Source organism: Streptomyces sp. NBC_01635, assembly GCF_045209715.1.
Lineage (GTDB): Bacteria > Actinomycetota > Actinomycetes > Streptomycetales > Streptomycetaceae > Streptomyces > Streptomyces hirsutus.
In genome coordinates this window covers 801,600-827,644 of the sequence record NZ_CP109277.1, presented here as the reverse complement: position 1 = coordinate 827,644, position 26,045 = coordinate 801,600, and the positions used below count along the sequence as shown (strand labels likewise).

At 72.1% G+C, this 26,045-nt stretch carries 25 protein-coding genes and 1 pseudogene; 15 read left to right on the top strand and 11 right to left on the bottom strand.

All coding sequences use genetic code 11. From position 1 onward, the window contains the following. Positions 1 to 16 precede the first annotated feature (16 nt). The 3 genes from OHB56_RS04130 to OHB56_RS04120 form a co-directional block, all read right to left on the bottom strand. Complete coding sequence (locus tag OHB56_RS04130; protein ID WP_406351654.1) at positions 17 to 1,081, bottom strand: hypothetical protein; 1,065 nt, start codon at positions 1,079 to 1,081, stop codon at positions 17 to 19. 55 nt (positions 1,082 to 1,136) lie between these two features. After that, positions 1,137 to 2,390: an FUSC family protein gene (locus OHB56_RS04125; protein WP_406351652.1), complete on the bottom strand. Its 1,254-nt coding sequence runs from the start codon at positions 2,388 to 2,390 to the stop codon at positions 1,137 to 1,139. Positions 2,391 to 2,523: 133 nt separating this feature from the next. After that, positions 2,524 to 3,018: an FBP domain-containing protein gene (locus OHB56_RS04120; RefSeq protein ID WP_406351650.1), complete on the bottom strand. Its 495-nt coding sequence runs from the start codon at positions 3,016 to 3,018 to the stop codon at positions 2,524 to 2,526. A 234-nt stretch (positions 3,019 to 3,252) separates the two neighbouring features. On the opposite strand from OHB56_RS04120, the gene OHB56_RS04115 reads away from it, so the two are divergent. Next, positions 3,253 to 4,542 (top strand): ROK family protein, encoded by a 1,290-nt coding sequence (locus tag OHB56_RS04115; protein WP_406351648.1) that lies wholly within the window; start codon positions 3,253 to 3,255, stop codon positions 4,540 to 4,542. Between the two features lie 82 nt (positions 4,543 to 4,624). Beyond that, entirely contained in the window at positions 4,625 to 4,882 is a 258-nt protein-coding gene (locus OHB56_RS04110) for a hypothetical protein (RefSeq protein WP_326756486.1), read from the top strand. Positions 4,883 to 5,440: 558 nt separating this feature from the next. Here OHB56_RS04110 and OHB56_RS04105 read toward each other — a convergent pair. Further along, positions 5,441 to 5,587, bottom strand: coding sequence for a hypothetical protein (locus OHB56_RS04105; RefSeq protein ID WP_406351646.1), 147 nt, complete (start codon positions 5,585 to 5,587; stop codon positions 5,441 to 5,443). Between the two features lie 166 nt (positions 5,588 to 5,753). On the opposite strand from OHB56_RS04105, the gene OHB56_RS04100 reads away from it, so the two are divergent. Next, positions 5,754 to 5,993, top strand: a complete 240-nt coding sequence (locus OHB56_RS04100) for a hypothetical protein (protein WP_055627530.1) — start codon at positions 5,754 to 5,756, stop codon at positions 5,991 to 5,993. A 205-nt stretch (positions 5,994 to 6,198) separates the two neighbouring features. Here the strand turns inward: OHB56_RS04100 and OHB56_RS04095 are convergent. Next, positions 6,199 to 6,741, bottom strand: a pseudogene (locus tag OHB56_RS04095) (VanZ family protein); the annotation flags it as partial. Positions 6,742 to 6,837: 96 nt separating this feature from the next. Next, on the bottom strand, positions 6,838 to 7,500 hold the full coding sequence (locus OHB56_RS04090; RefSeq protein ID WP_055594345.1) for a DUF4230 domain-containing protein: 663 nt from the start codon (positions 7,498 to 7,500) through the stop codon (positions 6,838 to 6,840). A 251-nt stretch (positions 7,501 to 7,751) separates the two neighbouring features. Here OHB56_RS04090 and OHB56_RS04085 point away from each other — a divergent pair, with 251 nt between their 5' ends. Then, positions 7,752 to 8,705 carry a ribose-phosphate pyrophosphokinase gene (locus OHB56_RS04085; RefSeq protein WP_055594346.1) on the top strand — a complete coding sequence of 318 codons (954 nt, stop codon included), beginning with the start codon at positions 7,752 to 7,754 and terminating at the stop codon, positions 8,703 to 8,705. 10 nt (positions 8,706 to 8,715) lie between these two features. Here OHB56_RS04085 and OHB56_RS04080 read toward each other — a convergent pair whose 3' ends face one another. Next, entirely contained in the window at positions 8,716 to 9,033 is a 318-nt protein-coding gene (locus OHB56_RS04080) for an anti-sigma factor antagonist (RefSeq protein ID WP_381179062.1), read from the bottom strand. A 494-nt stretch (positions 9,034 to 9,527) separates the two neighbouring features. On the opposite strand from OHB56_RS04080, the gene OHB56_RS04075 reads away from it, so the two are divergent. The 5 genes from OHB56_RS04075 to OHB56_RS04055 are packed head-to-tail and all read left to right on the top strand — an operon-like array spanning position 9,528 to position 13,977. Further along, on the top strand, positions 9,528 to 11,369 hold the full coding sequence (locus OHB56_RS04075) for an ATP-binding protein (protein ID WP_406351643.1): 1,842 nt from the start codon (positions 9,528 to 9,530) through the stop codon (positions 11,367 to 11,369). Then, a complete protein-coding gene (locus tag OHB56_RS04070; RefSeq protein WP_055594348.1) occupies positions 11,366 to 11,776 on the top strand; it encodes a roadblock/LC7 domain-containing protein in 411 nt (136 codons plus the stop codon). Before OHB56_RS04075 ends, OHB56_RS04070 begins: the two co-directional genes overlap by 4 nt. Beyond that, positions 11,773 to 12,144 (top strand): DUF742 domain-containing protein, encoded by a 372-nt coding sequence (locus OHB56_RS04065; RefSeq protein WP_406351641.1) that lies wholly within the window; start codon positions 11,773 to 11,775, stop codon positions 12,142 to 12,144. Before OHB56_RS04070 ends, OHB56_RS04065 begins: the two co-directional genes overlap by 4 nt. Continuing rightward, positions 12,125 to 12,730, top strand: coding sequence for an ATP/GTP-binding protein (locus OHB56_RS04060; RefSeq protein ID WP_055594350.1), 606 nt, complete (start codon positions 12,125 to 12,127; stop codon positions 12,728 to 12,730). Before OHB56_RS04065 ends, OHB56_RS04060 begins: the two co-directional genes overlap by 20 nt. Further along, positions 12,727 to 13,977, top strand: coding sequence for a cytochrome P450 (locus OHB56_RS04055; protein WP_326756491.1), 1,251 nt, complete (start codon positions 12,727 to 12,729; stop codon positions 13,975 to 13,977). Before OHB56_RS04060 ends, OHB56_RS04055 begins: the two co-directional genes overlap by 4 nt. A gap of 104 nt (positions 13,978 to 14,081) precedes the next feature. On the opposite strand, the gene OHB56_RS04050 is transcribed toward OHB56_RS04055, so the two are convergent. Next, positions 14,082 to 15,113 carry a 7-epi-alpha-eudesmol synthase gene (locus OHB56_RS04050; RefSeq protein ID WP_326756492.1) on the bottom strand — a complete coding sequence of 344 codons (1,032 nt, stop codon included), beginning with the start codon at positions 15,111 to 15,113 and terminating at the stop codon, positions 14,082 to 14,084. Positions 15,114 to 15,441: 328 nt separating this feature from the next. Here OHB56_RS04050 and OHB56_RS04045 point away from each other — a divergent pair, with 328 nt between their 5' ends. Next, a complete protein-coding gene (locus tag OHB56_RS04045; protein ID WP_055594353.1) occupies positions 15,442 to 15,834 on the top strand; it encodes a VOC family protein in 393 nt (130 codons plus the stop codon). A gap of 108 nt (positions 15,835 to 15,942) precedes the next feature. On the opposite strand, the gene OHB56_RS04040 is transcribed toward OHB56_RS04045, so the two are convergent. Continuing rightward, the gene (locus OHB56_RS04040) at positions 15,943 to 16,242 is read right to left on the bottom strand and encodes a DUF4235 domain-containing protein (protein WP_326756493.1); all 300 of its coding nucleotides are present in this window, start codon (positions 16,240 to 16,242) and stop codon (positions 15,943 to 15,945) included. 250 nt (positions 16,243 to 16,492) lie between these two features. Beyond that, positions 16,493 to 16,930 (bottom strand): nitroreductase family deazaflavin-dependent oxidoreductase, encoded by a 438-nt coding sequence (locus OHB56_RS04035; protein WP_055627539.1) that lies wholly within the window; start codon positions 16,928 to 16,930, stop codon positions 16,493 to 16,495. 216 nt (positions 16,931 to 17,146) lie between these two features. Here OHB56_RS04035 and OHB56_RS04030 point away from each other — a divergent pair, with 216 nt between their 5' ends. The 3 genes from OHB56_RS04030 (at position 17,147) to OHB56_RS04020 (ending at position 20,596) form a co-directional block, all read left to right on the top strand. Next, the gene (locus OHB56_RS04030; protein WP_406351637.1) at positions 17,147 to 17,647 is read left to right on the top strand and encodes a nuclear transport factor 2 family protein; all 501 of its coding nucleotides are present in this window, start codon (positions 17,147 to 17,149) and stop codon (positions 17,645 to 17,647) included. Positions 17,648 to 17,656: 9 nt separating this feature from the next. Next, positions 17,657 to 18,190 carry a flavoprotein gene (locus OHB56_RS04025; protein ID WP_406351635.1) on the top strand — a complete coding sequence of 178 codons (534 nt, stop codon included), beginning with the start codon at positions 17,657 to 17,659 and terminating at the stop codon, positions 18,188 to 18,190. Between the two features lie 462 nt (positions 18,191 to 18,652). After that, entirely contained in the window at positions 18,653 to 20,596 is a 1,944-nt protein-coding gene (locus tag OHB56_RS04020) for a ricin-type beta-trefoil lectin domain protein (RefSeq protein ID WP_406351633.1), read from the top strand. A 22-nt stretch (positions 20,597 to 20,618) separates the two neighbouring features. On the opposite strand, the gene OHB56_RS04015 is transcribed toward OHB56_RS04020, so the two are convergent. Continuing rightward, complete coding sequence (locus OHB56_RS04015; protein ID WP_326756497.1) at positions 20,619 to 23,000, bottom strand: SpoIIE family protein phosphatase; 2,382 nt, start codon at positions 22,998 to 23,000, stop codon at positions 20,619 to 20,621. A gap of 410 nt (positions 23,001 to 23,410) precedes the next feature. On the opposite strand from OHB56_RS04015, the gene OHB56_RS04010 reads away from it, so the two are divergent. Next, positions 23,411 to 25,654 (top strand): glycoside hydrolase family 9 protein, encoded by a 2,244-nt coding sequence (locus tag OHB56_RS04010; RefSeq protein ID WP_406351631.1) that lies wholly within the window; start codon positions 23,411 to 23,413, stop codon positions 25,652 to 25,654. 144 nt (positions 25,655 to 25,798) lie between these two features. After that, positions 25,799 to 26,044: a hypothetical protein gene (locus tag OHB56_RS04005; RefSeq protein WP_326756499.1), complete on the top strand. Its 246-nt coding sequence runs from the start codon at positions 25,799 to 25,801 to the stop codon at positions 26,042 to 26,044. Position 26,045 lies beyond the last annotated feature (1 nt).

Genomic DNA, 26,045 nt, shown 5'->3' with positions numbered 1-26,045 from the left:
CCCCGACGCCCGGCGGCTACCAGTCACCGTCCTCCACCGGCTTGCCCGGTGCGTCCCCGAGCTGCTTCACCTGGTGCGGCGACGGCGGCTGCCAGGACTCGTGGTCGTCCCCGAGCCAGTCGCCGACCGGCTTCACCGACCGGAGCGGGCCGGCCGGGCCGAGGTCCTGCGCGTCCTGGTCGTAGTAGTCGAACCAGGGCAGCCCCGCCCGGGTGCAGGCGGCCCGGTCCACCGGGGACGGAGGCGGAGCCTCGCCCGTGATGCGCCGCCACTCGGGAGGTGTCACCAGGTGGACGAACACCCGCCCCGACGGCTGCTCGGCCCAGTCCGTCAGCGGCCGGTCGTCCCGGTAGACCTCCTGCCGCAGGGAACCGCCGACACCGAGACCCATCGCGGCGGCGGGCCGCGGCGCGCCGCGGAGCCCCGTGGGGGCCGCGCTCGGCGCGGGCGGCACGGCCATGGCGGATGCGGCGCCGTAACCCTCGGCACGGGCCGGCGACCGGGCGGTCAGTTCCGCCCGCTGCCGCTCCAGCCGCTCCTGCTCCGCCCGGCGCCACCGGGCCAGCGCGCCCGCACCGAGCGGGAAGCACTGCAGCTGGACGCCGCCCCACACCTCCTCGCCGGTGACCTGGCCCTCCACCGTCGCGCCCAGGCCCAGCGGCACGGCCACGAACTGGCGGACCGTCCCCTTGCCGGAGTTGATGCCGTCCAGCCATCGCTGCCGGGGCAGTACCACGTAGTTCTGCGGCGAGCGGGCCGGCCGGTCGCTCCACGGGCGGCCCGAGACCGCACACACCTTGCCGACCCCCACCTGCAGCGCGGCCGGCTCCTCCGTACCCGCGAAGCTCAGCCACAGGGCCTCCCGCAGATACACCGGCAGCATCACGCCGCCGCGCGCCCGCCAGGCCTCGGGCACCGAGTCCGCGTAGTCCGCGACCCGCCGCACCGGGAACTCGCCCAGGCCCGGGGGCAGTGCGTGCGTGCCCGTCTCCGGCAGCCGCAGCGTGCGGATGAACCGCACCACCGCCCCGCCCGGCAACCGCAGGGTGTTCCCGTCGATCCGCACGTCGGTTCCGGTCATCCGCGCGCCCCCTCCGTGTGCTCGTGACCGGCGGCGTGCCCACCGTCGGCTTCCCTCACCGAGAACGCCCGGCGGGGCTCCGGCGGTTCCGGCGCAGCCTGCCGGGAACGCGCAGCCGGTCCCGGGTCCGCGTGATCCGGGGCATGCGCTCCCGCTGCTCACGGGTGTGCCGGTCCAGCTCCTCCATCAGCCGGTGCGACCGGTGCTCGGTGTCCAGCTCGTCCAGGACGCGGTCGGCCTCGGTCAGCAGCGCGCCGTACAGCTGCCACTGCCGGGCGTCCGCGCGCACCGTCTCCAGCAGCAGCCGGCCCAGCCGGTCGCGCGTGGTGGCGGCCTGCCGCAGTTCGGCGGTGAGCCGGTCCTCCGCGGACTCCGCGCTCTCACTGACACTCGAGGTGACCAGCACCGCGAAGCTGACCACCGCGTCGGAGATCTCGGACAGCAGCTGCTCGACGAGGACGCCCTCCGCCGGCGAGAACAGGGGGCCAGGCTCGCGTTCCTTCGCGAGGTCGGTGAAGGTGCGCGCCAGCACCCGCAGGACGACGGTGCAGATCTCCAGGGTGTCCAGCCCGGTGCGCAGCACGACCCGGTGCAGCAGGCCCTCGCGCACGCGCGGGTTGAGCCGCAGGCTGTCCTCGGCCTGCCGGAGGTCCGCGTCCACCTCGGAGATGTCGTGATCGAGCCGGCGCGCCTCGTGCAGCCGCGCCGCCGCCTCGTGGTGGGCCGGGTGCCCGGCGGCCTGCTCGCCCAGGCGGAGCGTCAGCCGCCGCACCCGCCGGGCCAGCCCCTCGATCGACTCACCGGCCTCCTCCACCCACACCGGCGGGGCCAGGAGCAGATTGAACGAGAGTCCGACCACGGCGCCGATCAGTGTCTCCAGGATGCGCACCCACGCCACGTCCCCGACCGACGTCACACCGAGCACCAGCATCGCGCTGATCGCCACCTCGGGCACGAATTCGTGCACGCGTACGAAGCGTCCGACGAACAGCGACGCCAGGATCAGCAGACCCAGACTCCACCAGGTCAGGCCCACCAGAAGGCTGAAGAGGATGGCGACGACCACTCCGGCCACCACTGCGTTCACCCGGCGCACGCCGGTGGTGAGCGTGGAGTACAGGGTGACCTGGACGACGAGCAGCGCGGTCAGCGGTGCGGTGAGCGGGGCGGACCCCGGGCTGAGCCGCAGCGCGATGGCGTACGCGACCGTCGCCGCGGCCGTCGAGCGGAGCATCTGCACGATCTCCGGATCACGGTGCCGCTTGACGAACTCTCTGACCTGCGCCGGCCACTCACGTACCTCTCGCATCCTTCGACGCTTCCCTCTCACCGGAAGCGTCGAACGTCTTCGGGAGGTTCCGCAGTCGTGCGGGGGACACGGTGATGTGCGGGAGAACGCCGGGGACGCTCACGGACCGGGGCCCGCCGGAGCCACCGGAACGTCACACCTTGTCGAGGAAGGCGTACAGATTCCCCAGGGTGCGGGCGATCTGCTCGTCGAGCGTGAGGCTCTCCTCGATCCGCATGCCCGACTCCGGCACCTTCCTGCCCCGCAGATAGAGGGAGCACGCGAGGTCGGCGCACATGTAGGCGCCCACCGAATTGCCCTCGCGCCCGGCCGCGCCCGCCCGGCGCGCGGTCATCAGGGAGACGCCCCCGCGCGGATGCGTCGTCAGGCACAGCGAGCACATGCTGCGGTGCAGAGAGCCGCGTCGCGCGGGCTGGAACCGCAGCGCCACCCCGACCGGACGGCCCTGGTCCGCCCGCTCGGTGACCAGGTAGGCGCGGTCGGGCGCACCCGGATCCCGCCAGCCCAGGAAGTCCAGATCCTCCCAGATCCGCTCCCCGAGGTCACGGGGCACGAACAGACGCTTGGCCTCACCCTTCGAGCAATTGACGAAGGAACCGCGTATGTCCTGGTCGGTGAGTGGTCTCATGGTGGTTCTCCGGCGTTCTCCTGGTACGGCCTGCCGAAACCGGGAAGGCCCGGGTTTCCGTCCCACGATAAAGATCCCGAAGGGCCCCGATCCAACGGTTTTTCGGGGTGACTCGGGACGGTGTGGGCGGACGGCTTTAGTTCACCACATTAAATAAGGGTGCGAGAAAGTCGCGCCGAGGTGGTTCCCGGCGGTATGTTGCAGGTCGGGCAGGGGTTCGGGAGGAGCAGCCACATGGCGGGGCGGAACGGGCGCACGGTACGCGACCTCAGGCGGGCCAATCGCAGGGCCGTGCTGCAGCGGCTCTACTTCGACGGACCGCTCAGCCGCTTCGAACTCGGCCCGGCGACCGGGCTCAGCTCCGGCTCGGTGAGCAACGTCGTCGCGGACCTGATCGGTGACGGACTCGTCGAGGAGGCCGGCAGCGTCGACTCCGACGGCGGCCGTCCGCGCACCCTGCTCCGGGTGACACCGGACAGCGGCCACATGATCGGCGTGGACGTCGGCGAGACCCGGGTGCGGGTCGAACTGTTCGACCTGACGCTCACCGAACTCGCCCGCGCCGAGCGCCTGCTGGAGCAGCAGCGCTACGAGGTCGACGTCATCGTCGACCACATCCACGCCGGCATCACCGAGGTGCTCGCCGCCGCCGGCCTCGCCCCCGAGCGGCTGCTCGGCGTCGGCATCGGCGTCCCCGGCATCGTCGAGCACACCCCCGACCGGGGCGCCGTCGTCCACGGGCAGACCATCGGGTGGGACGCCATCGAGCTGGAGTCCCTGCTGCGCAGCGGCTCGCCCCTGCCCGAGGGCGTGCCCTGCTTCATCGACAACGGGGCCAGGACCCTCGGCCAGGCCGAGATGTGGTTCGGGGCGGGACGCGGCGCGCGCAACGCCCTCGTCGTGCTCTTCGGCTCCGGCGTCGGCGCCTGCCTCGTCACCCCGGAGGCGGAGCACGGCCGCGCGGTCGAGTGGGGGCACCTGACCGTACGGGTCCGTGGACGGCGCTGCCGCTGCGGCGCGCTCGGCTGTCTGGAGGCCTACGCGGGCGCCGAGTCGCTGCTCGCCCGGTGGCGGGAGGAGGGCGGCAAGGTCCCCCGGGGAGCCGACGAGGAGACGGCGCTGACCGCGATGCTCGCCGCCGCCTATCCTCCCGACGGCACCGCCGCCGACCCGGTCGCGCTCGCCGTGCTGGAGGAGACCGCCGAGTACCTGGGCGCCGGCCTGTCCGACCTGATCAACCTCTTCCAGCCGGAACGCATCCTCATGGGCGGCTGGGCCGGACTCCAGCTCGGCGCCCGTTTCCTGCCCGCAGTCCGCACGCACGCCCTGTCGTACGCGCTGCGCCATCCTGCCGAGAACGTGACGATCGAGCTGGGCAGCCTCGGCCCCGACGCCGTCACGGTCGGCGCCGCGATCCTGCCGCTCGCCGACTTCTTCGCCCGCGGCGGACGGCGCCCCGACCCGGACCCGGAATCCCCGCCGCCCGCCTGGCACAGAGCTCTGCGGGAACGGACGCCGCACTGAGCGTTTCGCCGGGTGCCGCGGCGGTACCCGCGGGGCACGCGTACGGAAGAGCGGAACCGCTTACGGAGGAAGGGAGCGTGCCGTGACCGACCACCGCCACGAAGGACCGGGTGAGAACGGCCAGGGCATCCCCCGGGATCTGCCCGACCAGCAGGCGGGCGAGGGCGAGGACCCCTGGGAGGTCGCCCCGGGCGTCGACGAGGAGTCCGACCCGGATGCGGCCGCGGAGCGGCAGCCCGACGTCCCCGACACGGACGAGGCCGGGACCGGGCGGCGGGGCGCACCGCACTCGGCCTCCGCCGACCCGGAGCAGCCGGTACCGGACGAGCCCACCGGGTAGCGCGCATCGCGGACCCGCACGACGGGCCGCGCCCGCGCAACGGGAGGTTCCCGCTCGCCCCCGCCCATGGACGGAAAAGAGGAAGCCCCGACCGCGACGGGGGAATCACGGCCGGGGCGGCTCGGTGGTGGGTACGGAAGGCGGTCGCCTCCCGGCGAAGGCTCCACAGGGCTTCAGCCGAACGATCGTCCCTGTGGGCGGAAGGGGTGAGGCCCGGGGACACTGTTCCCGCCGTACCCACGTTCTTTTCAACGGAGGACGGTCCCGGTGTGTTCCAGGTGTGCCGGCCGAATGCTCCGATTTTGCGGTGATGCGCGTCACCCCGGCCCGGGAACCCCGCGCGAGCGGTACGAGCGCGGGCCCACCGGCCTGCCCGCCGGTTCGCAGGGAGCCCCCTGGCCACGGTCGGCCCCGGCGAGCGGTCGGTGAGGGCCGCCCAGCCGGCCGAGCGCAGTCGCCGCGCAGCGACACCCGCAGCTCCGGCCCGCCCCGTACCGCCGCCGTGCCGCCGCCGTGCCGACGGCCTCCTCCCCGAGGGGGCACGGGCAGCCGGACACCTCACCGGCCACCGCCCTTGGCGCACCTCGTCCCCGCCCGGCCGGTCAGCACCCGGGCGGGGGTACGGAAGGCCCGGACGAGGTGCCCCGGCGCCAGGGACCGCTTCTGCGGAAAGACGATCCGCTCCGGCGCCTCGACGGGAGCCATGGGGCGCCCCGAGCTCCAGGGGGCGCCCAGGGCACACGGCCGGACGACGGACGGAACCAGGACAGCGGCCGAAGGCCCCTCCCACGTGCCCCGGCGCCCGCTCGAGCCCCTTCCCCCACCGACACGCAACCCGCGCTCGTCCGGTTTGCGCTCTACGCTCGTATGCATGACCGAAAGCGCGAGCCTCTACATGACCCATCCACGGATCATGGTGCTCGGCGTACAGCCCGGTACGCCGCCGTTCCGGATCGTGGAGATCGACGGAGAAGTGATCGGCGAGGCCAGGACCATCACCGACGTGCTGCTGGCCGCCGCCGCGTTCGGGATCACCGTCCATGACCTCGACGACCCGGACGTGGTCCGCTGGGTCGGCGGGGACAAGTACACCTGGACCCCGCGCCGGTAGGCGCCGCGGCGGCACGCCGGTCCTGCCCGGCGTGCCGCCGCGGTCATGCCTCGGCCTTGGTCTCCGCCCTGGACTTCGCTCCGGCCCCGGTCCGGTCCCTGCCCTTGGCCTTGCCCCGCAGCCTGCTCAGCGCCGTGCCCTTCGGTGCGCTCTTCGGCTTGGTGACCGGCTTGGCCTCGGCCCTGGTTTTCGGCGCGGCCCCGGCCTTCGGCTTGCGTGCGTGCACGGCCCGGCTGAGCCGACGCCCCAGCAGGAGGTATCCGATCAGCGCCCCGCTGGTGTTCAGGATGACGTCGTCGATGTCGAAGGCGCGACCGGTGATCAGCGCGCCCTGCGCGAACTCCACCATCAGCATCACGATCCCGGTCAGCAGCAGCACCTGCAGGAATCCGCGGGTGCGCGGCGCCAGCACCGGAGCGAGGACGCCGAAGGGCACGCCCAGCAGGAGGTTGCCGCCGACCTGGCGGGCGGCGTCGCGCAGCGCGGGCTGGTCCAGATAGGCCTGCAGGGAACGGCCGGGGTGCAGATTGGTGTGGATCAGCGCCTCGGAGGCGGGGGAGGGCTGCAGCGTGATCCGGGCCAGCGCCACCGCGAAAACGACCATGAACGCGAAGGCGCAGAGCATCACGAGCAGCCGGACCGGCAGGGGGAGCGGACGCCGCTCGTTCCCGCCGCCCCCGCGTCCGGGCGGCACGCTGTCCGGCTTCCGGCGCCGCGTGAAGCGTGGGCGTGGGGCTGTACGGGTCATTCCGTCCTCCGACCGTCAACTGCTGTCATGAATGGGATGGGCCGGCCGCCCGGGGGGCGCCGTCGTTACGCCGGGGCGGCGCGGACACCGCTGCCGTCAGTCGCCGTAGGAGACGTCCACCTTCGTGAACCCCAGGGAGCGCAGCAGGCCTTCGAGCATCCCCGTGGTGTTGCTCTCGGCACGGGTGGTCAGTTCGCTCTCCTTCGCCGCGGCGCCGATGTGCCGCACCGCGAGCTTCTGCACGGCCTGCTCGCTGTTGGGGTTGTCCGAGAAGAGGTCACCGAGACGGTCGAGCAGCCCGCGCTCCTTGGAGACGGCGTAGGAACGCTCGGGGTCGAGCGCCGGAGTGCCGAGGCGGGCGTGCGGCAGCCGCAGGGTCGCGGACGTACGGTCCTCGTCGACCTGCACGTCGTCCTTGCCCAGCTTTCCGAGGTCGACATAGGCGTCGACGGTGCCCGCGCCCACGTACAGGGTGCGGCTGCCGCGGATCGCGTCGGGCAGGAACTTGGTGTCCTTCTCCAGGTCCACCACGACCTGGAAGTTGCCGGTCGCCGCGTCGTACCGGCTGATGTCCTGGATGGATTCCAGCAGCGCGGGACCGGAGCGGTCATGGGTCTCCGTGCCGAACAGGTCCTTCAGGCCCGGCAGGACGCTCAGCCGGATCCCGGCGAAGAGCACGGCGAGCACCACCACCACCGCGGTGAGTACCTTCGCCCAGCCCGGCACGCGCCCGGGGAGGCGCCTGATGGGAGTCGTCATGGTGACGGCCCTCCTTCCTAGGGACCGAATGCCCCCCACTTCCCGGAACAGGCAGGGGAGTTGAGGCCTGAAAGGCACCGCTGGGAGCATGCGGGGGCGCACGGGGCGCCGGGAGTTGCGGAGGAGTCGTCGAAACGATGGTCGAAGGGGTCACCGGATGGTGCCCGCGGTGATCGGACGGCGGCGGCCCGGGGGTCAGGGGCCACTAGCATGAGCCTTCCGGTCGACATGATCATTCGAGGAGCCGACCCGTGCGAGACATCGCCGTGTTCAGTGGCAGTGCCCATCCGGAACTGGCGGCGGAGGTCTGCACGCATCTGGGCGTGCCGCTCAGCCCCATCCGGGCCAGCAGGTTCGCCAACGACTGTCTGGAGGTGCAGCTGCTGGCCAACTGCCGCGAGCGCGACGTGTTTCTGGTGCAGCCACTGGTCAGACCGGTGCAGGAACACCTCGTGGAGCTGCTCCTGATGTGCGACGCGGCCCGTGGGGCGTCCGCCTCCAGGATCACCGTCGTGATGCCGCACTATTCCTACGCCCGCTCCGACAAGAAGGACGCCCCGCGCATCTCCATGGGCGGACGACTGGTCGCGGACCTCCTGGTGGCGGCCGGAGCGAGCCGCGTCCTGGCGATGACCCTGCACGCACCGCAGGTGCACGGGTTCTTCTCGGTGCCCGTCGACCATCTGCACGCACTGCGCGAACTCGCTTCGCACTTCAGGCAGTACGACCTCAGCCGTACCACCGTCGTCTCGCCCGACCTGGGCAACGCGAAGGAGGCGGCGGCGTTCGCCCGTCTCATCGGAGCCCAGGTCGCGGCCGGGGCGAAGCAGCGGTTCGCCGACGACCGGGTGCGGATCAGTTCCGTCATCGGCGAGGTCGCCGGGCGGGACGTCATCGTCCTGGACGACGAGATCGCCAAGGGCAGCACGGTGCTCGAACTGCTCGACCGGCTGAGGGAACTGGGCCCCCGCTCGATCCGAGTGGCTTGCACCCACGGCCTGTTCGCGGCCGGGGCGCTCAAGCGGCTGGGCGAGCAGCCCGACGTGCTGGAGATCGTGTGCACCAACACCGTCCCGGTGCCCGCCGAGGAGCACACGGACAAGCTGCGGGTCCTGTCCATCGCCCCGGCGCTCGCCGAGGCGGTACGGCGCATTCACAACGGTGAGTCCGTGAGCGCCCTGTTCGACGCGCCGCCGACCGAATAGCACTCGCTCGTCACACCGGGCCCGGCGTGGCCTCCGGCTGGTCCAGGGCCGCGTCCAGGGTCGGCCGCGGAGGCAGCAGCCGGGCCAGGCCGGTGATCCGCAGCACCCGCAGGGTCAGCGCGTCGGTGCACACCAGGTGCAGACTGCCGTGCTGCTCCAGGACCCGCTGCCGGGCGCGGTAGAGCAGGCGCAGACCGGAGGCGTCCAGGAACTCGACCCGGGTCAGATCGATCACGACGCGGCACTTCGGGTCCGAGGTCGCCGCGTCCAGATGCGGGACGACCTCCACCTCCGCGACGATGTCGATCTCGCCGCGGAAATCCAGCACCGTGTGCCCCCGGTCCTGACGGACGCGGAGAAACCGGGTCGGCGGTGCAGGTTGATGCCGCACCACGCCATCGCCTCCAGCCTGCTTCGTGCACGGACAGGTCCCCAACGCCGGTCCCCGCACTGAAAGTTACCCCCGAGCGCATGGATGTGGGCATGTTTGATCGTCATATGTCTTCGAATTGCGATCGAGTTTTTGCGGATCTGGCCAGTCCGGTGCCGCGCGATGCGGTCACAAGTGGCCCGGGACCCGACTGGATGCTCAACTACCCATACAGATCAAGCCACTTGTTCTTGCCATCTCTCCTCACCGGCGTGACGGAACCCTCACTTCCGCCGCCTCACGAACTTGATCCGTTTGTGGTTGGAACCGATAAGCTCCTTGTCGGCGCTGCGAGTTGAAGTGATCGCACTGCGCCGGTTCGCGATACGTACCCATGAGTGCGGTCCCCTTGCACACCCCCATGTCTGATCGTGTTGCTTCGAAGGATGCAGATGGAACTCGCCACTTTGCCACCGGCGGCGCGGCCCCCTGCCGCCTGGTACAGCTGGTGGCTGATGCCGCTGGGCCTGGGCGGCGGGACGATCACCGCCACGTTCATGAGTTCGGAGCGCATAACGGCCGCCGTCGCCGGCGCCGCCGCCACCATGGCCGGCGCGTGGTGCGTACGACTGCTGCTCCGTACCCGTACCCGGCTGTTCCGGGCCGAGGAAGCCCTCCGTGCCGCACAGGTCGAGCAGTCGCGGAAGGCACTGCAATGGCGGGAGCAGGCGGCGGGCCTGGAGCGGGACTTCGCCGCCGAGCGCACCGCCCAGGAGGAGCGGTTCGCCGAGCGGAACGCCGCGCACGAACGGCTCCTCACCGAGCGGAGCATCACACACGAGAGTCAACTCGCCGAACAGGCAAAGGACTTCGAAGCGCGACTGGCCGGACTGACCGAGCGCCACGAGGCCCGGATCGCCGAGCAGAGCGAAGCCCTGGAGGAGCGGCTGGCGCTTCAGCTCGCCGCGGTGGCCCGGCTCGCCGACGAGCAGCTGCCCGAGGCGATCGAGCGCCTGCGTGCCGGTGACGCCATCGACGACCTGCTGCCGAGCGTCCACCGGTGCGCCGAGGCCGGCGCCGAACTCCAGGCGGAACTGCGCAAGATACTGCGGATCTCCCTGATGGCGCTCGAGGAGGAGTTCGACCGCTCCACCTCCGCCGAACAGGCCGTCATCAGCATCGGCAACCGCATCCACGTGCTGACCAGCAAACTCCGCGGCCGGCTGCACGAGATGCAGGGGGAGCACGGCCGCCTCCCGGCCGTCGCCCGGGGCCTGATGGAACTCGACCAGGAGATCGGCCCCGCCGACTGTCTCGCCGCCAGCGTCGGCGTCCTCGGCGGTTCGGACCGGCCGGGCAGACAGTGGCAGGAGCCGCAGCGGCTGCTGAGTGTGATGCGCGGCGGCATCGGCCGGATCAAGGACTTCCACCGCGTCCAGCTGCGCCGGCTGCCCGAACTCGGCGTCGACGGCGGGCTGGTGGACCACCTCACCCTGATCTTCGCCCACCTGCTGGACAACGCGGCGCGCTACTCACCGCCCACCGAGCCCGTGGTGGTCTCCGGCAAGGAGGTCCCGAACGGCGTCGGCATCGAGATCCAGGACTCCGGCAAGGGCCTGAGCGAGGAGAAGAAGCGCGAGGCCGAGCACGCCCTCGCGGGCACCGCGCCCGGCGCGGGCATCGGCGGCATCACCGAGGACGCGAACATCGGGCTGCGGGTCGTCGGCGTCCTCGCCCGCCGCTACGGCATCCGCGTCACCTTCGCCGACTCGCCCTGGCTCGGTACCTCGGTGGTGGTCGTCGTGCCGCACAAGTACTTCAGCCCGCTGCCCACGGCCACCGAGGCCGCGGCCGCCCCCGCGGGGGCTCCTGCCGCGACGCCCGTCCTGCCGTGGACCGCGGTCACCGACGACGGGGAGGCCGACCTGTGGCCGGCCGACTCCGCCGAGGCACCCGGCTCCGACACGTTCCCCGGGTCCGCCGGGGCGTTGGACACCACGCCCGGCGGGCTGCCCCGGCGCCGCAGCAGCAGGCGGGCCGAGGCGGAGCCGCGGCAGACCGGACGGCCCGAGCGCGGCGGACGGAGCACCGTCACCGCCGTACCACCGGACGCGTCCTTCACCGGACTCGCCGCCTTCGCCACCGCCGGCCGCGACATCGCGGGGCGTGACGTGGGCGCACGCGAATCCGCAGAACGCGACACCGGCGCGGCGCCCGGGGCGGCCGCCGGTGACACCCCCGCAGGACGTGAGTACACGAAGCACCGCACCGAGGAGAGCGACCACACCCCATGACACACCAGGGAAACGATGTGAGCTGGGCGCTCCGCGATCTCGTCGAGAGCATCCAGGAGATCCGCTTCGCCCTTGTGGCCTCCAGCGACGGCAAGGCCATCACCTCCTTCGGGGCGGAGGACCCCGACGACGTGGACCGCTTCGCGGCCGTGGTCGCCGGGCTGCAGGCACTGGCCCAGCCGGTCGCCGAGCAGTTCCCCGCCTACGCGGGGCAACTTCGGCTGGCGATGATCGAGGTCGACGGCGGTCACCTCTTCGTGGTCAGGGCGGGCGTGGAGACCTACCTCGGCGTCCTCGCCCGCGAGGGCCTGGACCAGGGCCTGCTCGGGCACCAGATGAGGGACCTCGCCCGCAGAATGGGTGAGCTGCTCGGCACCACTGTGCGCCAGGAGGAGCACTCTGGATGAGTGCTCCCCGCCGGCCGTCGGACCCGTCCGGTCTCGAGCGCTACTACGTCCTCACCGGAGGGCGCAGCGGACCGGGCGGTTCGGCGTCGAGTCTCGACGTGGCGACCCTCGTCGTCTCCTGCTCGGACCCCGTCCCGGGGATGCAGCACGAGCACGAGGAGATCATCCGCCGCTGCCGTGAACCGCTCTCGGTGGCCGAACTCGGCGCCCACCTCGGGCTGCCGTTCAACATTCTCGCCGTACTGCTGTCGGACCTGCTGGACGGAGGCCGCGTCGAAGCCCGTGACCCCATTCCGGCCCACGACGCCGGCCGCGGGCCCGACCTCGCGCTCCTTGAGGAGGTACTCAGTGGACTTGAAAGGCTTTGACCAGGCCGGTCGGCATACGGCCGGGGACACCCGCTCGGTGAAGGTGATGATCGCCGGCGGCTTCGGTACCGGAAAGACCACGATGGTCCGGTCGGTCAGCGACATCAAGCCGCTCACCACCGAGGAGACCCTCACCCAGGCCAGCGCCGACGTCGACCGGCTCATCGGCGTCGCCGACAAGACGGAGACCACCGTCAGCCTGGACTTCGGCAAGATCGGCATCAACGACAGCCTGGTGCTGTACCTGTTCGGCACACCCGGCCAGGAGCGGTTCTGGTTCCTGTGGAACGGGCTGTTCAAAGGGGCGCTCGGCGCGGTCGTCCTGGTCGACACCCGGCGACTGGCCTCCAGTTTCCGGGCGATCGAGGAGATGGAACGGCAGAACGTGCCCTTCGTCATCGCCCTCAACGTCTTCCCCGACTCCAAGGACTATCCGGTGGACGAGATCCGGGACGCCCTGGACATCCCCGGGCACATCCCGGTCGTCGCCTTCGACGCCCGCGACCGGTCCGCCAGCCGCGACGTGCTCGTCACCCTCATCCACCACCTGCGGGACCGCTCGGCCGCGGCCGTGGAGTCCCGATGAACGACCCGGCCGGGAACGCTCCCGGCGCCGCCCGCGGCTGCCCCGTCGCCCACCACGGCGCGGACCTGGCCCGGCTGTACGGGCCGGACCTGGGCACCGACCCGGCCGGTGTCCAGGAACGGCTGCGCAAGGAGCACGGGCCGGTGGCGCCGGTGCTCCTGGAGGGCGACGTACCGGCCTGGCTGGTGCTGGGCTACCGGGACATCCGGCGGGTGCTCGACAACCCCCGCCAGTTCACCCGGGACGCCCGGACCTGGCGCGACCAGCGCGAAGGACGGGTCGCGGACACCTCGCCGCTGGTCCCGATGCTCGGCTGGCGCCCCGACTGCGTCTCCCAGGACGGCGAGCCGCACCGGAGGCTGCGCGGAGCCGTCACCGACGGACTCCAGGCCGCGGCCGGCCGGGGCATCCGCCGGCACGCCACGCACTTCGCGAACAAGGAGATCGACGGCTTCGCGGACACCGGCCGCGCCGACCTGGTGAGCGAGTACGCCGAGTACCTGCCGATGCTGGTGATCACCCGCGTCCTGGGGCTGCCCGAGGCCGAGGGACGCGACCTGGTCGAGTCGTGCGCCCAGGTCCTCAAGGGCGGTGAGGACGCGGTCGCGCACGACAGCCGCATCCAGGAGATCCTCGGCGCGCTCGTCGTCCGCAAGCGGTCCGAACCCGGCAGCGACCTCACCACCGCCCTGCTGGCGCACCCCGCCCGGCTCGACGAGGAGGAGGTGGTCAGTCATCTGCGCCTGGTGCTGATCGCCGGCCACACCACCACCAGCAACCTGCTCGCCCGGGTGCTCCAGCTGGTCCTCACCGACACCGCGAGGCTGTCCGGGCTGATCAGCGGCCGGCTGAACATCTCCGCGGTCGTCGAGGAGATCATGTGGAACAGCCCGCCGCTCGCGGTGCTGCCCGGCCGGTTCGCCACCAGCGACCTGGAGATCGGCGGTCACCGGGTCCAGGAGGGCGATCTGCTGGTCCTGGGCCTCGCGGCGGGCAACCGGGACCCGGAGATCCGCCCGGACTCCGGGGTGTCCGTACAGGGCAACCAGTCGCATCTGGCGTTCAGCGGAGGACCGCACGAATGCCCCGGCCAGAACATCGGCCAGGCCGTCATCGAGATCGCCGTGGACGTCCTGCTGCACCGGCTGCGGGACCTGCGCCTGGCGGTGCCGCCGGACGAACTGTCCTCGACCGCCTCCACCTGGGAGACCAGACTGGACCGCCTGCCGGTCGAGTTCAGCACCTGACCACCGGGCGCCGCCGCCACGGCCGCTGCGACCGGCTGCCGCGCCGGCCTCCGTGACCGTCCGTGCTGCCCCGCCCCGCCACGGGGCGGGGCAGCACGGACGTCTCACACGGTCAGCAGATCGTCGACCGAGCCGCGGCCCGCCTGCTCAGCCGTGGCCACCTCGCCCTCCTTCGACGTCGAGTACCGGCCGCTGGTCAGGGCCCACTCGTAGTTGCCCTCGATCCAGTGCTGGATGGCCTGTACACCCTTGTCCACCCGCTTGCGCTCGTCCGCGTCGAGCGCGAGCTCGTCGCACATGCGGGGCACCCGCGCCTCGAGCTCCAGGTACTCGTCCAGGCAGGCAGTCGTCATGCGGTACGCCTCGGCCGCGGCCTCCTCCCACGAGCAGCCGCGCTCCCGGTGCAGCACGGCGATCAGGTTGTGGCCGTCGCCGCGGCGCCGCTCCCGCTCGAAGGAGTGGATGTCGTTCATGAATCCGATGGTGTCCGCGGCCAGATCACGCATCCGCTCCATCAGGGGATGGGCCATCGCCCGCGCCGGCACCTCGAAGCCGCGGCTGCGCTCACCGGCGTCGATGCTGTGGTGGATACCGACGGTACGGCGCCGGAACACGGCGTACTCGTCGAGGCCGAGCGTTCCGGTCAGCCCGCGGGCCGCCAGGTCGACCTCCTCGCAGTGGGCCACCAGGAACCGGCCCCAGGAGGCGGCGAACCGGGTCTGCCAGGTCAGGGACATGCCATCCGAGAGGCGCTCCCAGACCTGCGCCCAGGCCAGCGTGATCGGGCAGATCACCCGGGGTGTGCTCCCCGCCGGCCGCAGCGGGGTGACGATGAGTTCCCGCGCCACGTCGGCTATCACGTCCGCCCGGTCCGGCCGGCCGGCGTCGAACTGGTCGTCGAACAGGAACGCCAGTGAGAACCAGTTCATCAGGACGACCATGTCCTCGGCCGAGGCGTACGGGTAGGTGCGGGCAGCGGCCTGGGGCAGGTCCCAGGAGCGGTACTCGTCGAACCCGGCCCGGCTGCGCACCAGTCCCATGTCCCACACCCAGCGCAGATGACGCGCCCGCGCGTACTCCAGATGCTCGCTGACCGGGGTGTTGAAGGGAAGGTCGAACCGGACGTCCTGAGACATGTGCTTCCTTTCGGGAGACGAAACGCAGAGTCCCCCCGCCCTGCGGGCGGGCCGTCGCGGAGACGGCCCGCACACTCGAACTCGGCTTTAACGCACGGAAGTTGAACCAGTAAACGGAACCAGGCTGCCCAGATCCTAGATGATCTACACCGGGTGGCCCTCGTGATATCCGTTACTGCACAAGTCACTTGAGGTGTCTGTGCTCCCAAATGCCCCAGGAGTCATTGGACTTGACGCTGATTGAATCCGCGGAACCGGGACAGGTGCCCAGTGCGGGCAGGGGAGCGGCCCCGGCCCGTGGACGGACCCCGGACCCTGTGGAGGAGACATGCCGACCGTGCCTGCGGGAGTGGTGGTGCTCGACTGCGCCGAACCCGAGAAACTCGCCGAGTTCTACCGCGAGCTGCTGGCGGCGGAGGTGGTGGACGCCCAGGCCAACCGGGTGGAGATCCGGGCCGCCGACGGCTTCCGGCTGGCGCTGCGCCGTGACACCAACGCCACCGCGCCGAGCTGGCCGCGCCCCGAGAACTCGCTCCAGGCGCACCTGGAGTTCGTGGTCGACGACCTGGACGCCGTGGAACGTCTGATCGTGGGTCTCGGCGGCCGCCCGGTGGAGACGAAGGACGCCACGGGCCCCCTGGAGGAACGCGGCTACGCCGACCCGGCCGGGCACTCCTTCACCGTGCGCTGCGATGTCCCGGTGGCGCCGAAGCTGGGCTGACGCGCGCCGAGCGGCCGGGCCCGGCGGGGGCCGGCCGGGACTCCTGAGGGCCGCGCCCCGGCGCGCAGGGGCGCCGGGAGCTTCGTGCGGTGGGGGAGAGGGGCCTGGTCAGGCGCTTCCCTTCTCGTGGGCGGGCCAGGAGCCCGTCGAGCGTTCGATGGCCTTGGCGCCCGCGCGGTTCACGGCACTGCGCACCACCGCGAAGATGGCGCCCTGGATCGCCGCGGCCAGCAGGATCTCGCCCCACCGGCGGTCCCGGTCCAGTGCGTCGGGGGCGTCGTCCTCGTGCCGGATCAGCTTCCAGGTCTTCTGGAACGCGAGCCCCGCCACGGTGCCGCTCGTCCAGCCCAACACGAACCCCACGGGCTTGTACGCCAGGGGCAGCTTCTTGCTCTTCTTCTTCGCCACGTGGATCTCCCAGGTCGGTGCGGACGTTCGGAAAGTTCCTGTGCCCCACGTTCCCCGTTTTCCGCCCTCCGCACGGCCCGACCGGGCCCGAGCGGGGTAATCCCCCATGGCGTGACGGCAGGGGTGAGCCCCGCCGCGACGGGGGAACGCGGCGGGGCCTGAACGGCGGGTGCCCGCCGGCCGGGGCGTCATGCACACCGGACCGAAGAAAATCAGGCCGGGTCTCTCCCCGGCCTGGTCCCGAAGAGAGCTAGTCGCGCGGCTCCAGTACGAAGACCGGGATCACCCGGTCCGTCTTCTCCTGGTAATCGGCGTACGGGGGGAACGCCGCGACGGCCCGCTCCCACCACTTCGCCTTCTCCTCCCCGGTCACCTCACGGGCCGTCATGTCCTGCAGGACCTGTCCGTCCCGCAGTTCCACCTGGGGATCGGCCTTGAGGTTGTGGTACCAGACCGGGTGTCGGGGCGCTCCGCCCAGCGAGGCCACCACCGCGTAGCGCCCCTCGTGCTCGACGCGCATCAGCGGGGTCTTCCGCAGCTTGCCGCTCCTGGCTCCCCGTGTGGTCAGCAGCACCACCGGCCTGCCCTGCAAGGTCGTCCCCTCGGTGCCGCCGGAGCTCTCGTACAGTTCCACCTGGTCGCGCACCCACTGCGTGGGGCTGGGCTCGTACTCGCCCTGAAGAGGCATGCCATCCGTCCCGTCGTTGTCGCGGCCCGTGGCCGGCCCGGGTCTCCGGGACGACCGTGGGGCCATGCGGATCAGCTCGTTCCGTACCAGTGTCGACCGGACCGCACATGACTTCCGACGTCATGGCGTCATCGGCGTGTCCACGGCACAGTCATGACCGTTCCCCGGACCGAAGCCTTTGAACTCGACCCACCCCGGACCCAGGAGGCCCCCGTCATGACCGAGCCCACGCCGACCCCGGCCGCCCCGACCCGGACCAGCCCGCCCGGTACCGCCCCGTTCGCCGGCACCCGCTCCACCGTGGAGGAACTGCTGCGCCGGATCGGCCACGGCGACCCGGACCGCATCGCCGAGCTGTACGCCGATCCCTGCGACTGGCGGCTCGACTGGCCACAGGACGAGCACGGCAGCACCGCGACCCCCTGGATCCGCCACCGGGCCACCCGCGCCGAAGCCGCCGCCCACTACCGGGAGCTGGCCGCCCACCACGTGCCCGACGCGGCCGCCACCGAGATCGAGCGCGTCCTGGTCGACGGCGACGACGCGGTGGTGTTCGGTGAGATCCGGCAGACCGCCCGGCCCACCGGACGCCCCTACCGTGCCCGCTTCGCCCTGCTGCTCACCGTGCGGGACGGCCTGGTCGTCCGCCACCACGTCCACGAGGACAGCCTCTCCGTGCACCGCGCCTTCGTACCGCGGCCGTCGGCCGGGTCGTAGGCTTTCCGGGTGACCGAACAGTCCCCCAAGCCCTTCCTCTACGTCGTCGTCTGCGCCGCCGGTGTCGCCGCGGACGTCAGCAAGCTGATCACCGCCGCGCAGGAGCGGGGCTGGGAGGTCGGCGTCATCGCGACACCCGTCGCCATGAACGGGTTCTTCGATGCCGTCGCGGTCCGCGCACAGACCGGCAGGCCGATCAGGTCGGCCTGGCGCACCCCCGGCGAACCGCGCCCCTTCCCCGAGCCCGACGCGGTGGTGGTCGCGCCCGCCACTTTCAACACCGTCAACAAATGGGCGGCCGGAATCGCCGACACCCTCGCGCTGGGCACCCTGTGCGAGGCCGCGGGGCTCGGGGTGCCGATCGCCGTCCTGCCGTGTGTCGGCACCGCCCTGGCAGCCCACCCCGCCTACCGGGACAGCCTGGAGCGGCTTGCCGCCATGGGCGTCCGCTTCGGCGCCCCGTACGCCGGGGGGACGGCGCCGGACGGCGGCCGGACCGAGTTCCCCTGGGAGCGGGCCCTGGACCTCGTACGGCCGGGGTGAGCACGACCCGCGCCGAGTGATCCGTGCGCCCCGTACACCCCGGACACGCAGACCCGCACACGCGTACCCGGGAACGGAGGGCCGCACGGCGCGCGTCCGCATCGCCTTTTCGGACACCGGACGTCGAATCGGATGATTGGGAGCGTGAATTAAGCAGTTCGAATCTCATTGACACAGTGTCAAAAAGAGGTGTTCGGCCGGGGAATGCGGGAAACCGTGGAGTCTCTTGTTCCAGGTCGTTGACCTGTGCAAAAGTGGGTCTTGCCGGCACGCGCGGGCAATGCTTTTCGCCCTGACGTGCACGAGGCCGCTCCACCATGCCGCCAGGCTCCAAAAGAGCTGCTCCGAGCGGATGTTCGAGATGCCGGATCTCCTACGGACGGGCTTCCGCTGTATCGTCGGTGAAGCCCCGGGTCCGCTGGTTCGGACTTTATCCCGGGCGTCCCCGAGAGGATTGCATCCGTGAAGGAAACCGGCCTGTCGAATTTCCCGGCCCCGGCCGTCGCGTTCGACGTGACGGACGAACAACTGGGTGACGAGTTGCGGAAGTGGACGGGGGCCACCCCGGCACTGCACCCCGCCGGTGAACTCCTCGACCGGCACTGGGAGTCGGTCTTCGGCTATGCCCGGTTGTGCACCGACGGCCCCCGTTCCGCCGGGATGCTCACCACCGCCGCGTTCACCCGACTCTTCGGCGAGACCCTGCGGAGCAACGGCCCGAGTTCCGCATGGCGTCCCCAACTCCTCGTCACGGTGCGCCGGATCGCCGCGGAATGGGACGGCGACCACCGGCGCGACATGCTCCACCCCGGCCTCACCACCACCGCTTCCCTCTCCGACTCCGACGACGGCCGACGGCCCGCCGCACGGCTGCTGCCACCGCCCGAACGGCGCCTGCTGTCAGGAGCGTTCCAGCGACTGCCGCAGTCCGCGCGCTGTCTGCTGTGGCACACCGAGGTCGAGTCCGAACCGCTCCGCGTCCCCGCCGGGCTGCTCGCCCTGGACGAGGAGGGCGCCCGCCTCGAACTGCGCCGCGCCCAGGAGCGGTTGCGCGACGAAGTCCTCCAGCTCCACGGGGAACTCGCCCCCGACCGGGAGTGCCGAAGCTATCTGCGCCTGCTGGAGGTGGCCTATCGGCGCGCGGGCACCGAAACCGATCCGGACCTGCGCACCCACCTGGAGAACTGCACCCACTGCCGGCACGCGGCGGACCAACTCGCCTGTTTCACCGGTGGACTCGGTACGGCCCTGGCCGAGGCGGTCCTGGGCTGGAGCGCACGGGAGTACACGGAGAGCAGGGCACGGGCGGCCGACGCCACCGACGAGTCGGCCGCCGGGGAGCGGCCGTCACCCGAAGGCGTCATCGGCGCGGTGTTCTCCAGCCCTGCCGACAGGGGTCCGGACACGGTGGGCGATCCGTTCGCGGTGCCCGCGAGCGAACCCCCTGTGGTGGCGGGCGAGTCGTTCGCGGACGCGGGGGCCCCGGCCCCGCCCTTCCCCACCGAGGCGCCTCGCGCCGCGCCCACCCTCCCCACGGCCCCCCCGGCGCCCCCGATAGCGAGCACCGCCCCGGCCGCGGCGGCCCCGGTCACCGCCACCCCGGCCGTCTCCGCGCGCACGGCTTCCCGGTCCGGCGCCCGCTCCCGACGGCGCGCGGCCTCCCGTACCGGTCCCCGCGGTGCCGTGCTCCGTGCCGGGTCCCGTGCCGCCCGCAAGGCCGCCCGCCGGGCCACGCGCCGGCGCAACCTCGCCGCCGGCATCCTCACCGTCAGCGGACTGGTCGTCCTTCCGCTGGTGCTGTGGTCCACGGGCGGTTCCGACAACGCCGCCGCACGGGGCGACGACCGCCCCTCCGGATCCTCCGGCGCCGCCGTGAGCAGCCCGCCCGGCGACCCGTCGTGGTTCCGCTCCGGAGAAGTGGCGAAGGGCGCCCTGCGCGGCCGGCTGCACAACACCGCCTCCGGTCTGTGCGTCGGTGTCGTCGGCGGCCGGGCGGTCGCGGGCGCCGAGACCGAACTCACCGCCTGCTCGGCGGGCAAGGTCCAGCAGTGGACGTACGAGACCGACGGGCTGCTGCGCAACGCCGAGGCACCGGACCTGTGCCTGGACTCCCGCCTCGGCTACTCGGTGCGCCTGGCCCGGTGCACCGGTGAGGCACAGAAGGACGCCGACAGCGCCCGCTACGACTTCACCGTCCAGGGGACCCTGGTGCCCCGGTCCGGTCAGGACCTGGGCCTGGCGCCCGCCGCGACCGACGGCTCGGGCGCTCTCGTCCTCAAGGCCCGCGACGACACGGACGTCCAGCGCTGGGCGATCGACACCTCGGAGCCCGACCTCCAGGTGAAGATCGTCACTTGGGGCCCCGTCGAGAACGGGGAAGGGGACGAGGACGAGGAGAACGACTAGGCGGACCTGGCCGGCCGGACGCTCACAGGTCCTCCGCCGGCCCCAGCTCGGCCCAGATGGTCTTGCCCTCGGCGGTGTGTCTGCTGCCCCACCGCCGGGTGAGCTGGGCGACCAGGAGCAGCCCCCGGCCGCCCTCGTCCCAGGTCTTGGCACGCCGCAGGTGCGGGGCGGTGTGGCTGGTGTCGGACACCTCGCAGATCAGCGTCGACGCGTCGCAGATCAGCCGGAGCCGGATCGGCGGCGCGCCGTAACGGATCGCGTTGGTGACCAGCTCGCTCACCACCAGCTCGACGGTGAACGACATGTCGGTCAGCTCCCACACGCCCAGCTGGTCGAGGACCCGCTTGCGGACCGGCGCGACGAGCGCCGGGTCGGCCGGGATGTCCCAGGTGGCCACCCGGGAGGACGGCAGCCCGCGGGTACGGGTCAGCAGCAGCGCCACGTCGTCCGTGGCGCGACCCGGAGGGAGCATGGCGTGCAGAACACGGTCGCAGGCCTCGTCGAGCGCCCCGGCGGCCGCGTGGGACAGGGAGTCGCAGAGCAGGTGAAGGCCCGCGTCCGTTCCGCCTCCCCGGCCGTCGACAAGACCGTCCGTGTAGAAACCCAGCACACTGCCCTCGGGCAGCTCCAGCTCCACGGGCTCGAAGGGCAGCCCGCCCAGGCCCAGCGGAGGCCCGGACGGCATGTCCAGTATGCGGACCGACCCGTCCGGCGGAACCAGGACCGGTGGCGGATGCCCCGCCCTCGACAGGGTGCAGCGCCGTGACACCGGGTCGTACACCGCGTACAGGCAGGTCGCACCGACCTCGCCGGGGCCGGCGTCGCCGCCCGACTCGTGCGAGAGATGCAGGACCAGGTCGTCGAGGTGGGTGAGCAGTTCCTCCGGGGCCAGGTCGATGTCGGCGAGGGTGCGGACGGCCGTACGCAGCCGGCCCGTCGTCGCCGACGCCTGGATGCCGTGGCCGACGACGCCCCCCACCACCATGGCCACCCGCATCCCGGACAGCGGGATCACATCGAACCAGTCGCCGCCCACGCCGGTGCGCGCGGCCGGCAGATACCGGGAGGCGGCGTCCACCGCCGCGGTCCGGGGCAGGCCGCGGGGGAGCAGACTGCGCTGGAGGGTGAGGGTCGTCTCGCGTTCGCGGGAGTAGCGGCGGGCGTTGTCGATGCAGACGGCCGCACGCGCGGTGATCTCCTCGGCCAGCAGTACGTCGTCGTGGGTGAAGGGCTCGGGATGCCGGAAGCGGGTGAAGGCCGCGACGCCGAGGGTGACACCGCGGGCCCGGAGGGGGACGGACAGTATCGAGTGGACACCGAACTCCCGGACCTGCCGGGCGTGGGCTTCGTCGACCGCGAGCCACGGATCGAGATCACCGGAGGGGACCGAGGCGACGACGCTGTGGCCGGCGACCAGGGAGTCGGCCTGGGGTGCGGCGGCCGGGTAGACGACCACCTCGCCCAGGTCGGTGACCGACTCGGGGTTGCCCGCCGTGCGGGACCGATGGGTGAGCCGGCGCAGCGAGACCGGAAGAATGAGCGGACCGGTGGGGTCGGCACCCTGGTCGTGCTCGAGCAGGTCGACGCTGACGAAGTCGGCGAGCGCGGGAACACAGACCTCTGTCAGTTCCTGCGCCGTCCGGGTGACGTCGAGGGTGGTGCCGATGCGTATGCTGGCCTCGTTGACCAGCTGCAGCCGTGCCCGCGCCCTGTTCTGCTCGGTGAAGTCATGGGCCGTCACGCAGACACCGACGATCCGGCCGGAGTCGTCGGTGAGCGGTGCGATACGGGCCAGCCAGGCGTCTTCGTGGCTCTCTCCGCGGACCCGCAGACGCGTCTGCACGTCGTGGCCCCGGCCCGTCCGCAGTACCTGGCGCATGTGCTGCTCCAGCTCCCTGGCCCGGTGCCGGCCGCCGATGTCGCCGGGCTGCAGACCGCGCAGATGGGTGGCCGGCAGCCCGAGGAGCTCCGCCATCGCGTCGTTGGCACCGCGCAGGCGCAGGTCCTCGCCGAAGACGACGGTGGCGCACGGGGACTGGAGCATGGCCGCCCAGAGCAGCGGATCACCGACCGGATCGGTGTCGCCGGACCGCAGCGGGGTGACGGCCAGCCAGTCGTCGGCCTCACCGTCCTCCGGCCGGCCGCGGTGGGCGAGCAGCCACACGGTGACGGTGCCGCCGTCCCGGTGCCGGAGCGCGAGCGTGCCGCTCCAACGCCTGTCGCCCGGCAGCCGGGGCGCCTGCGCCCCGTCGGCGAGCAGGCGGGCCGCCGGGCGGCCGACCACGTCCTCGGCCCGGTGGCCCAGCAGCCGCTGAGCGGCCTTGTTCCACCGGGTGACGGTGCCGTCGGCGGCGATGACGGCCCGAGCCGTCACCGGATCGTCGAACGGGTCGTCCGCCCTCATCGTCGCCACTCCATCGCGCACACTCACCGTGAACTGGTCGATCGCCAGAGTTCCACCCTAGTGCGTCCGAGGCGGGTGTGGACCGGAACCCCGTCCAGGCGGAGGGGCACGGGCGGGGCGCGAAGGACGGGAGCGATGCCCGGGACGATCACCGGGGGAGGCCTGTTCCGGACCCCGTCCCCGGTCCCCGTCCCCGGTCCCCGCCCCGACAAGCGCCCGGTGCCCGTTCGAGCGCGTCCGGCGCCGGTCCGGCAGGTGGCCGGCACACGTCCGTCGTCCGGCGGCGTCCGTCACCAGTCCCGTCCCGCCTGTTGACGGAGCGTCACGTCTGCCACAACGATGTCCCCGTACGAATGGGAGCGCTCCCATTCGTAGTCGCCGCCGTGTCCTCCCACCAGAGGAGCCCAGACGTGAACAGACGCAGAACCGCGCTGCTGTCCCTGACCGGCCTGCTGGCGACCGCGCTCACCGCGCTGCCCGCCGCCCCGGCCGGAGCCGACGAGGTCGAGCAGGTCCGCAACGGCACCTTCGACACCACCACCGAACCCTGGTGGGCCTCCGCCGGTGTCACCACGAGCCTGTCCGACGGCCGCCTGTGCGCCGACGTCCCCGGCGGCACCACCAACCGGTGGGACGCCGCCCTCGGCCAGAACGACATCACCCTCGTGAAGGGGGAGTCCTACCGCTTCTCCTTCACCGCGACCGGCGCACCCGCGGGCCACGTGGTCCGGGCGGTCGTCGGCCTGTCGGTGGCCCCGTACGACGCCTACTACGAGGTGTCCCTGCAGCTCGGCGTCTCCGGTGACACGTACTCGTACACCTTCACGGCGCCTGCGGACACCGAGCGGGGCCAGGTCGCCCTCCAGCTCGGCGGCAGCCCCGACCCCTGGCGCTTCTGCGTGGACGACGTGTCCCTGCTGGGCGGCGTGGAGCCCGAGCCGTACGAGCCCGACACCGGCCCCCGGGTCCGCGTCAACCAGGTCGCCTACCTCCCCGCCGGCCCGAAGAACGCCACTCTGGTCACCGGGGCGACCGAACGGCTGCCCTGGCAGCTGAAGGACGCCGACGGCAGGGTCGTCCGGCAGGGCAGGACCGTGCCGCGCGGCGTGGATGACTCCTCCGGGCAGAACGTCCACTCCATCGACTTCGGCGCCCACCGTGCGCGGGGCACCGGCTACACCCTGGCCGTGGACGGCGAGACCAGCCGGCCCTTCGACATCGACGCCGGCGCCTACGAGCGGCTGCGGCTGGACTCGGCGAAGTACTACTACACCCAGCGCAGCGGCATCGAGATCCGCGACGACCTGCGCCCCGGCTACGCCCGCCCGGCCGGACACGTGGACGCGGCACCCAACCAGGGCGACGGCAGGGTGCCCTGCCGGCCGGGCGTCTGCGACTACACCCTCGACGTCACCGGCGGCTGGTACGACGCCGGCGACCACGGCAAGTACGTCGTCAACGGCGGCATCAGCACCTGGGAGGTGCTCAGCACCTACGAACGCGCCCGGCACGCCCGCACCGGACAGGCGGACAAGCTGGGCGACGGCACGCTGAACATCCCGGAGAGCGGCAACGGGGTGCCCGACATCCTCGACGAGGCCCGCTGGGAACTGGAGTTCCTGCTGAAGATGCAGGTGCCCGGGGGAGAGCCGCTGGCCGGGATGGCCCACCACAAGATCCACGACGAGCAGTGGACCGGGCTGCCGCTGCTGCCCGGCGACGACCCGCAGAAGCGCGAACTGCACCCGCCGAGCACCGCCGCCACCCTGAACCTCGCGGCCACGGCCGCCCAGGCGGCCCGTCTGTACCGGCCCTACGACGGGAAGTTCGCGGCCGAGGCCCTGGCCGCCGCGCGCACCGCCTGGACGGCCGCGCTCGCCCATCCCGAGGAGTACGCGAGCCCGGACGACGGCGTCGGCGGCGGCGCCTATCCGGACGACGAGGTGAGCGACGAGTTCTACTGGGCGGCGGCCGAGCTGTATCTCACCACGGGGGAGCGGCGGTTCGAGGAGTACGTCCTGAAGTCCCCGGTGCACACCGCCGACATCTTCGGCCCCCTCGGCTTCGACTGGTCGCGCACCGCGGCGGCCGGCCGGCTCGACCTCGCGACGGTGCCGAACGGGCTCCCGGGCCGGGACAAGGTCCGCAGCTCCGTCGCCAAGGGCGCCGACCGCTACCTGGCCACGCTGACGGCACACCCGTACGGCATGCCGTACGCGCCGGCCGGCAACGTCTACGACTGGGGTTCCAGCCACCAGGTCCTCAACAACGCGGTCGTCCTCGCCACCGCCTACGACCTCACCGGCGCCGCGAAGTACCGGGACGGCGCGCTGCAGAGCATGGACTACATCCTCGGCCGCAACGCCCTGAACATCTCCTACGTCACCGGGTACGGCGAGGTCAGCGCGCAGAACCAGCACAGCCGCTGGTACGCCCGCCAGCTCGACCCGGCGCTGCCGAACCCGCCCGCCGGGACTCTCTCCGGCGGACCCAACTCGAGCATCCAGGACCCCTACGCCCAGTCGATGCTCCAGGGCTGCGTCGGCCAGTTCTGCTTCATCGACGACATCCAATCCTGGTCCACCAACGAGCACACCGTCAACTGGAACGCGGCCCTGACCCGCATGGCCTCCTTCGTGGCCGACCAGAGGTAGCGGACCAAAGTGCCCGCACCGGTGCCGGAGGTGTCGTCCCGAGGAACGGGACGACACCTCCGGCACACCCTTTTCGGTACCGCCGCACACCCGCTCTGAACTGGCGGTATTTACGATCGAGTACCCGAGCGGTACCGTGATGGCATGCCTGCTCTGAATGTGGAGTTCAGTGACCGTGAACTCGAGGACCTGCGGCAGATCGCCAAGGAGCGCGGTACATCGATGAAGGCGCTGGTGCGGGAGGCGGCCGCGGCCGACATCGCCCGCCACCGGGCACTCCAGGAAGGCGCGGAGGCATTCCGCCGGTTCTTCGCCTCGCACGCCGACGAATTCGCCGCCGCTTTCCCGGACGACGAACCGCGGGCCGGGGACACGGGGCGGGCCGCCTGAC

Coding starts and splice junctions, on each gene's coding strand:
- OHB56_RS04075 (WP_406351643.1), top strand. CDS start 9,528: ATGGAACTCGCCACTTTGCCACCGGCGGCGCGGCCCCCTGCCGCCTGG.
- OHB56_RS04100 (WP_055627530.1), top strand. CDS start 5,754: ATGACCGAAAGCGCGAGCCTCTACATGACCCATCCACGGATCATGGTG.
- OHB56_RS04050 (WP_326756492.1), bottom strand. CDS start 15,113: ATGTCTCAGGACGTCCGGTTCGACCTTCCCTTCAACACCCCGGTCAGC.
- OHB56_RS04115 (WP_406351648.1), top strand. CDS start 3,253: ATGGCGGGGCGGAACGGGCGCACGGTACGCGACCTCAGGCGGGCCAAT.
- OHB56_RS04030 (WP_406351637.1), top strand. CDS start 17,147: ATGACCGAGCCCACGCCGACCCCGGCCGCCCCGACCCGGACCAGCCCG.
- OHB56_RS04105 (WP_406351646.1), bottom strand. CDS start 5,587: ATGGCTCCCGTCGAGGCGCCGGAGCGGATCGTCTTTCCGCAGAAGCGG.
- OHB56_RS04120 (WP_406351650.1), bottom strand. CDS start 3,018: ATGAGACCACTCACCGACCAGGACATACGCGGTTCCTTCGTCAATTGC.
- OHB56_RS04055 (WP_326756491.1), top strand. CDS start 12,727: ATGAACGACCCGGCCGGGAACGCTCCCGGCGCCGCCCGCGGCTGCCCC.
- OHB56_RS04065 (WP_406351641.1), top strand. CDS start 11,773: ATGAGTGCTCCCCGCCGGCCGTCGGACCCGTCCGGTCTCGAGCGCTAC.
- OHB56_RS04015 (WP_326756497.1), bottom strand. CDS start 23,000: ATGAGGGCGGACGACCCGTTCGACGATCCGGTGACGGCTCGGGCCGTC.
- OHB56_RS04125 (WP_406351652.1), bottom strand. CDS start 2,390: ATGCGAGAGGTACGTGAGTGGCCGGCGCAGGTCAGAGAGTTCGTCAAG.
- OHB56_RS04070 (WP_055594348.1), top strand. CDS start 11,366: ATGACACACCAGGGAAACGATGTGAGCTGGGCGCTCCGCGATCTCGTC.
- OHB56_RS04005 (WP_326756499.1), top strand. CDS start 25,799: ATGCCTGCTCTGAATGTGGAGTTCAGTGACCGTGAACTCGAGGACCTG.
- OHB56_RS04090 (WP_055594345.1), bottom strand. CDS start 7,500: ATGACGACTCCCATCAGGCGCCTCCCCGGGCGCGTGCCGGGCTGGGCG.
- OHB56_RS04035 (WP_055627539.1), bottom strand. CDS start 16,930: ATGCCTCTTCAGGGCGAGTACGAGCCCAGCCCCACGCAGTGGGTGCGC.
- OHB56_RS04045 (WP_055594353.1), top strand. CDS start 15,442: ATGCCGACCGTGCCTGCGGGAGTGGTGGTGCTCGACTGCGCCGAACCC.
- OHB56_RS04130 (WP_406351654.1), bottom strand. CDS start 1,081: ATGACCGGAACCGACGTGCGGATCGACGGGAACACCCTGCGGTTGCCG.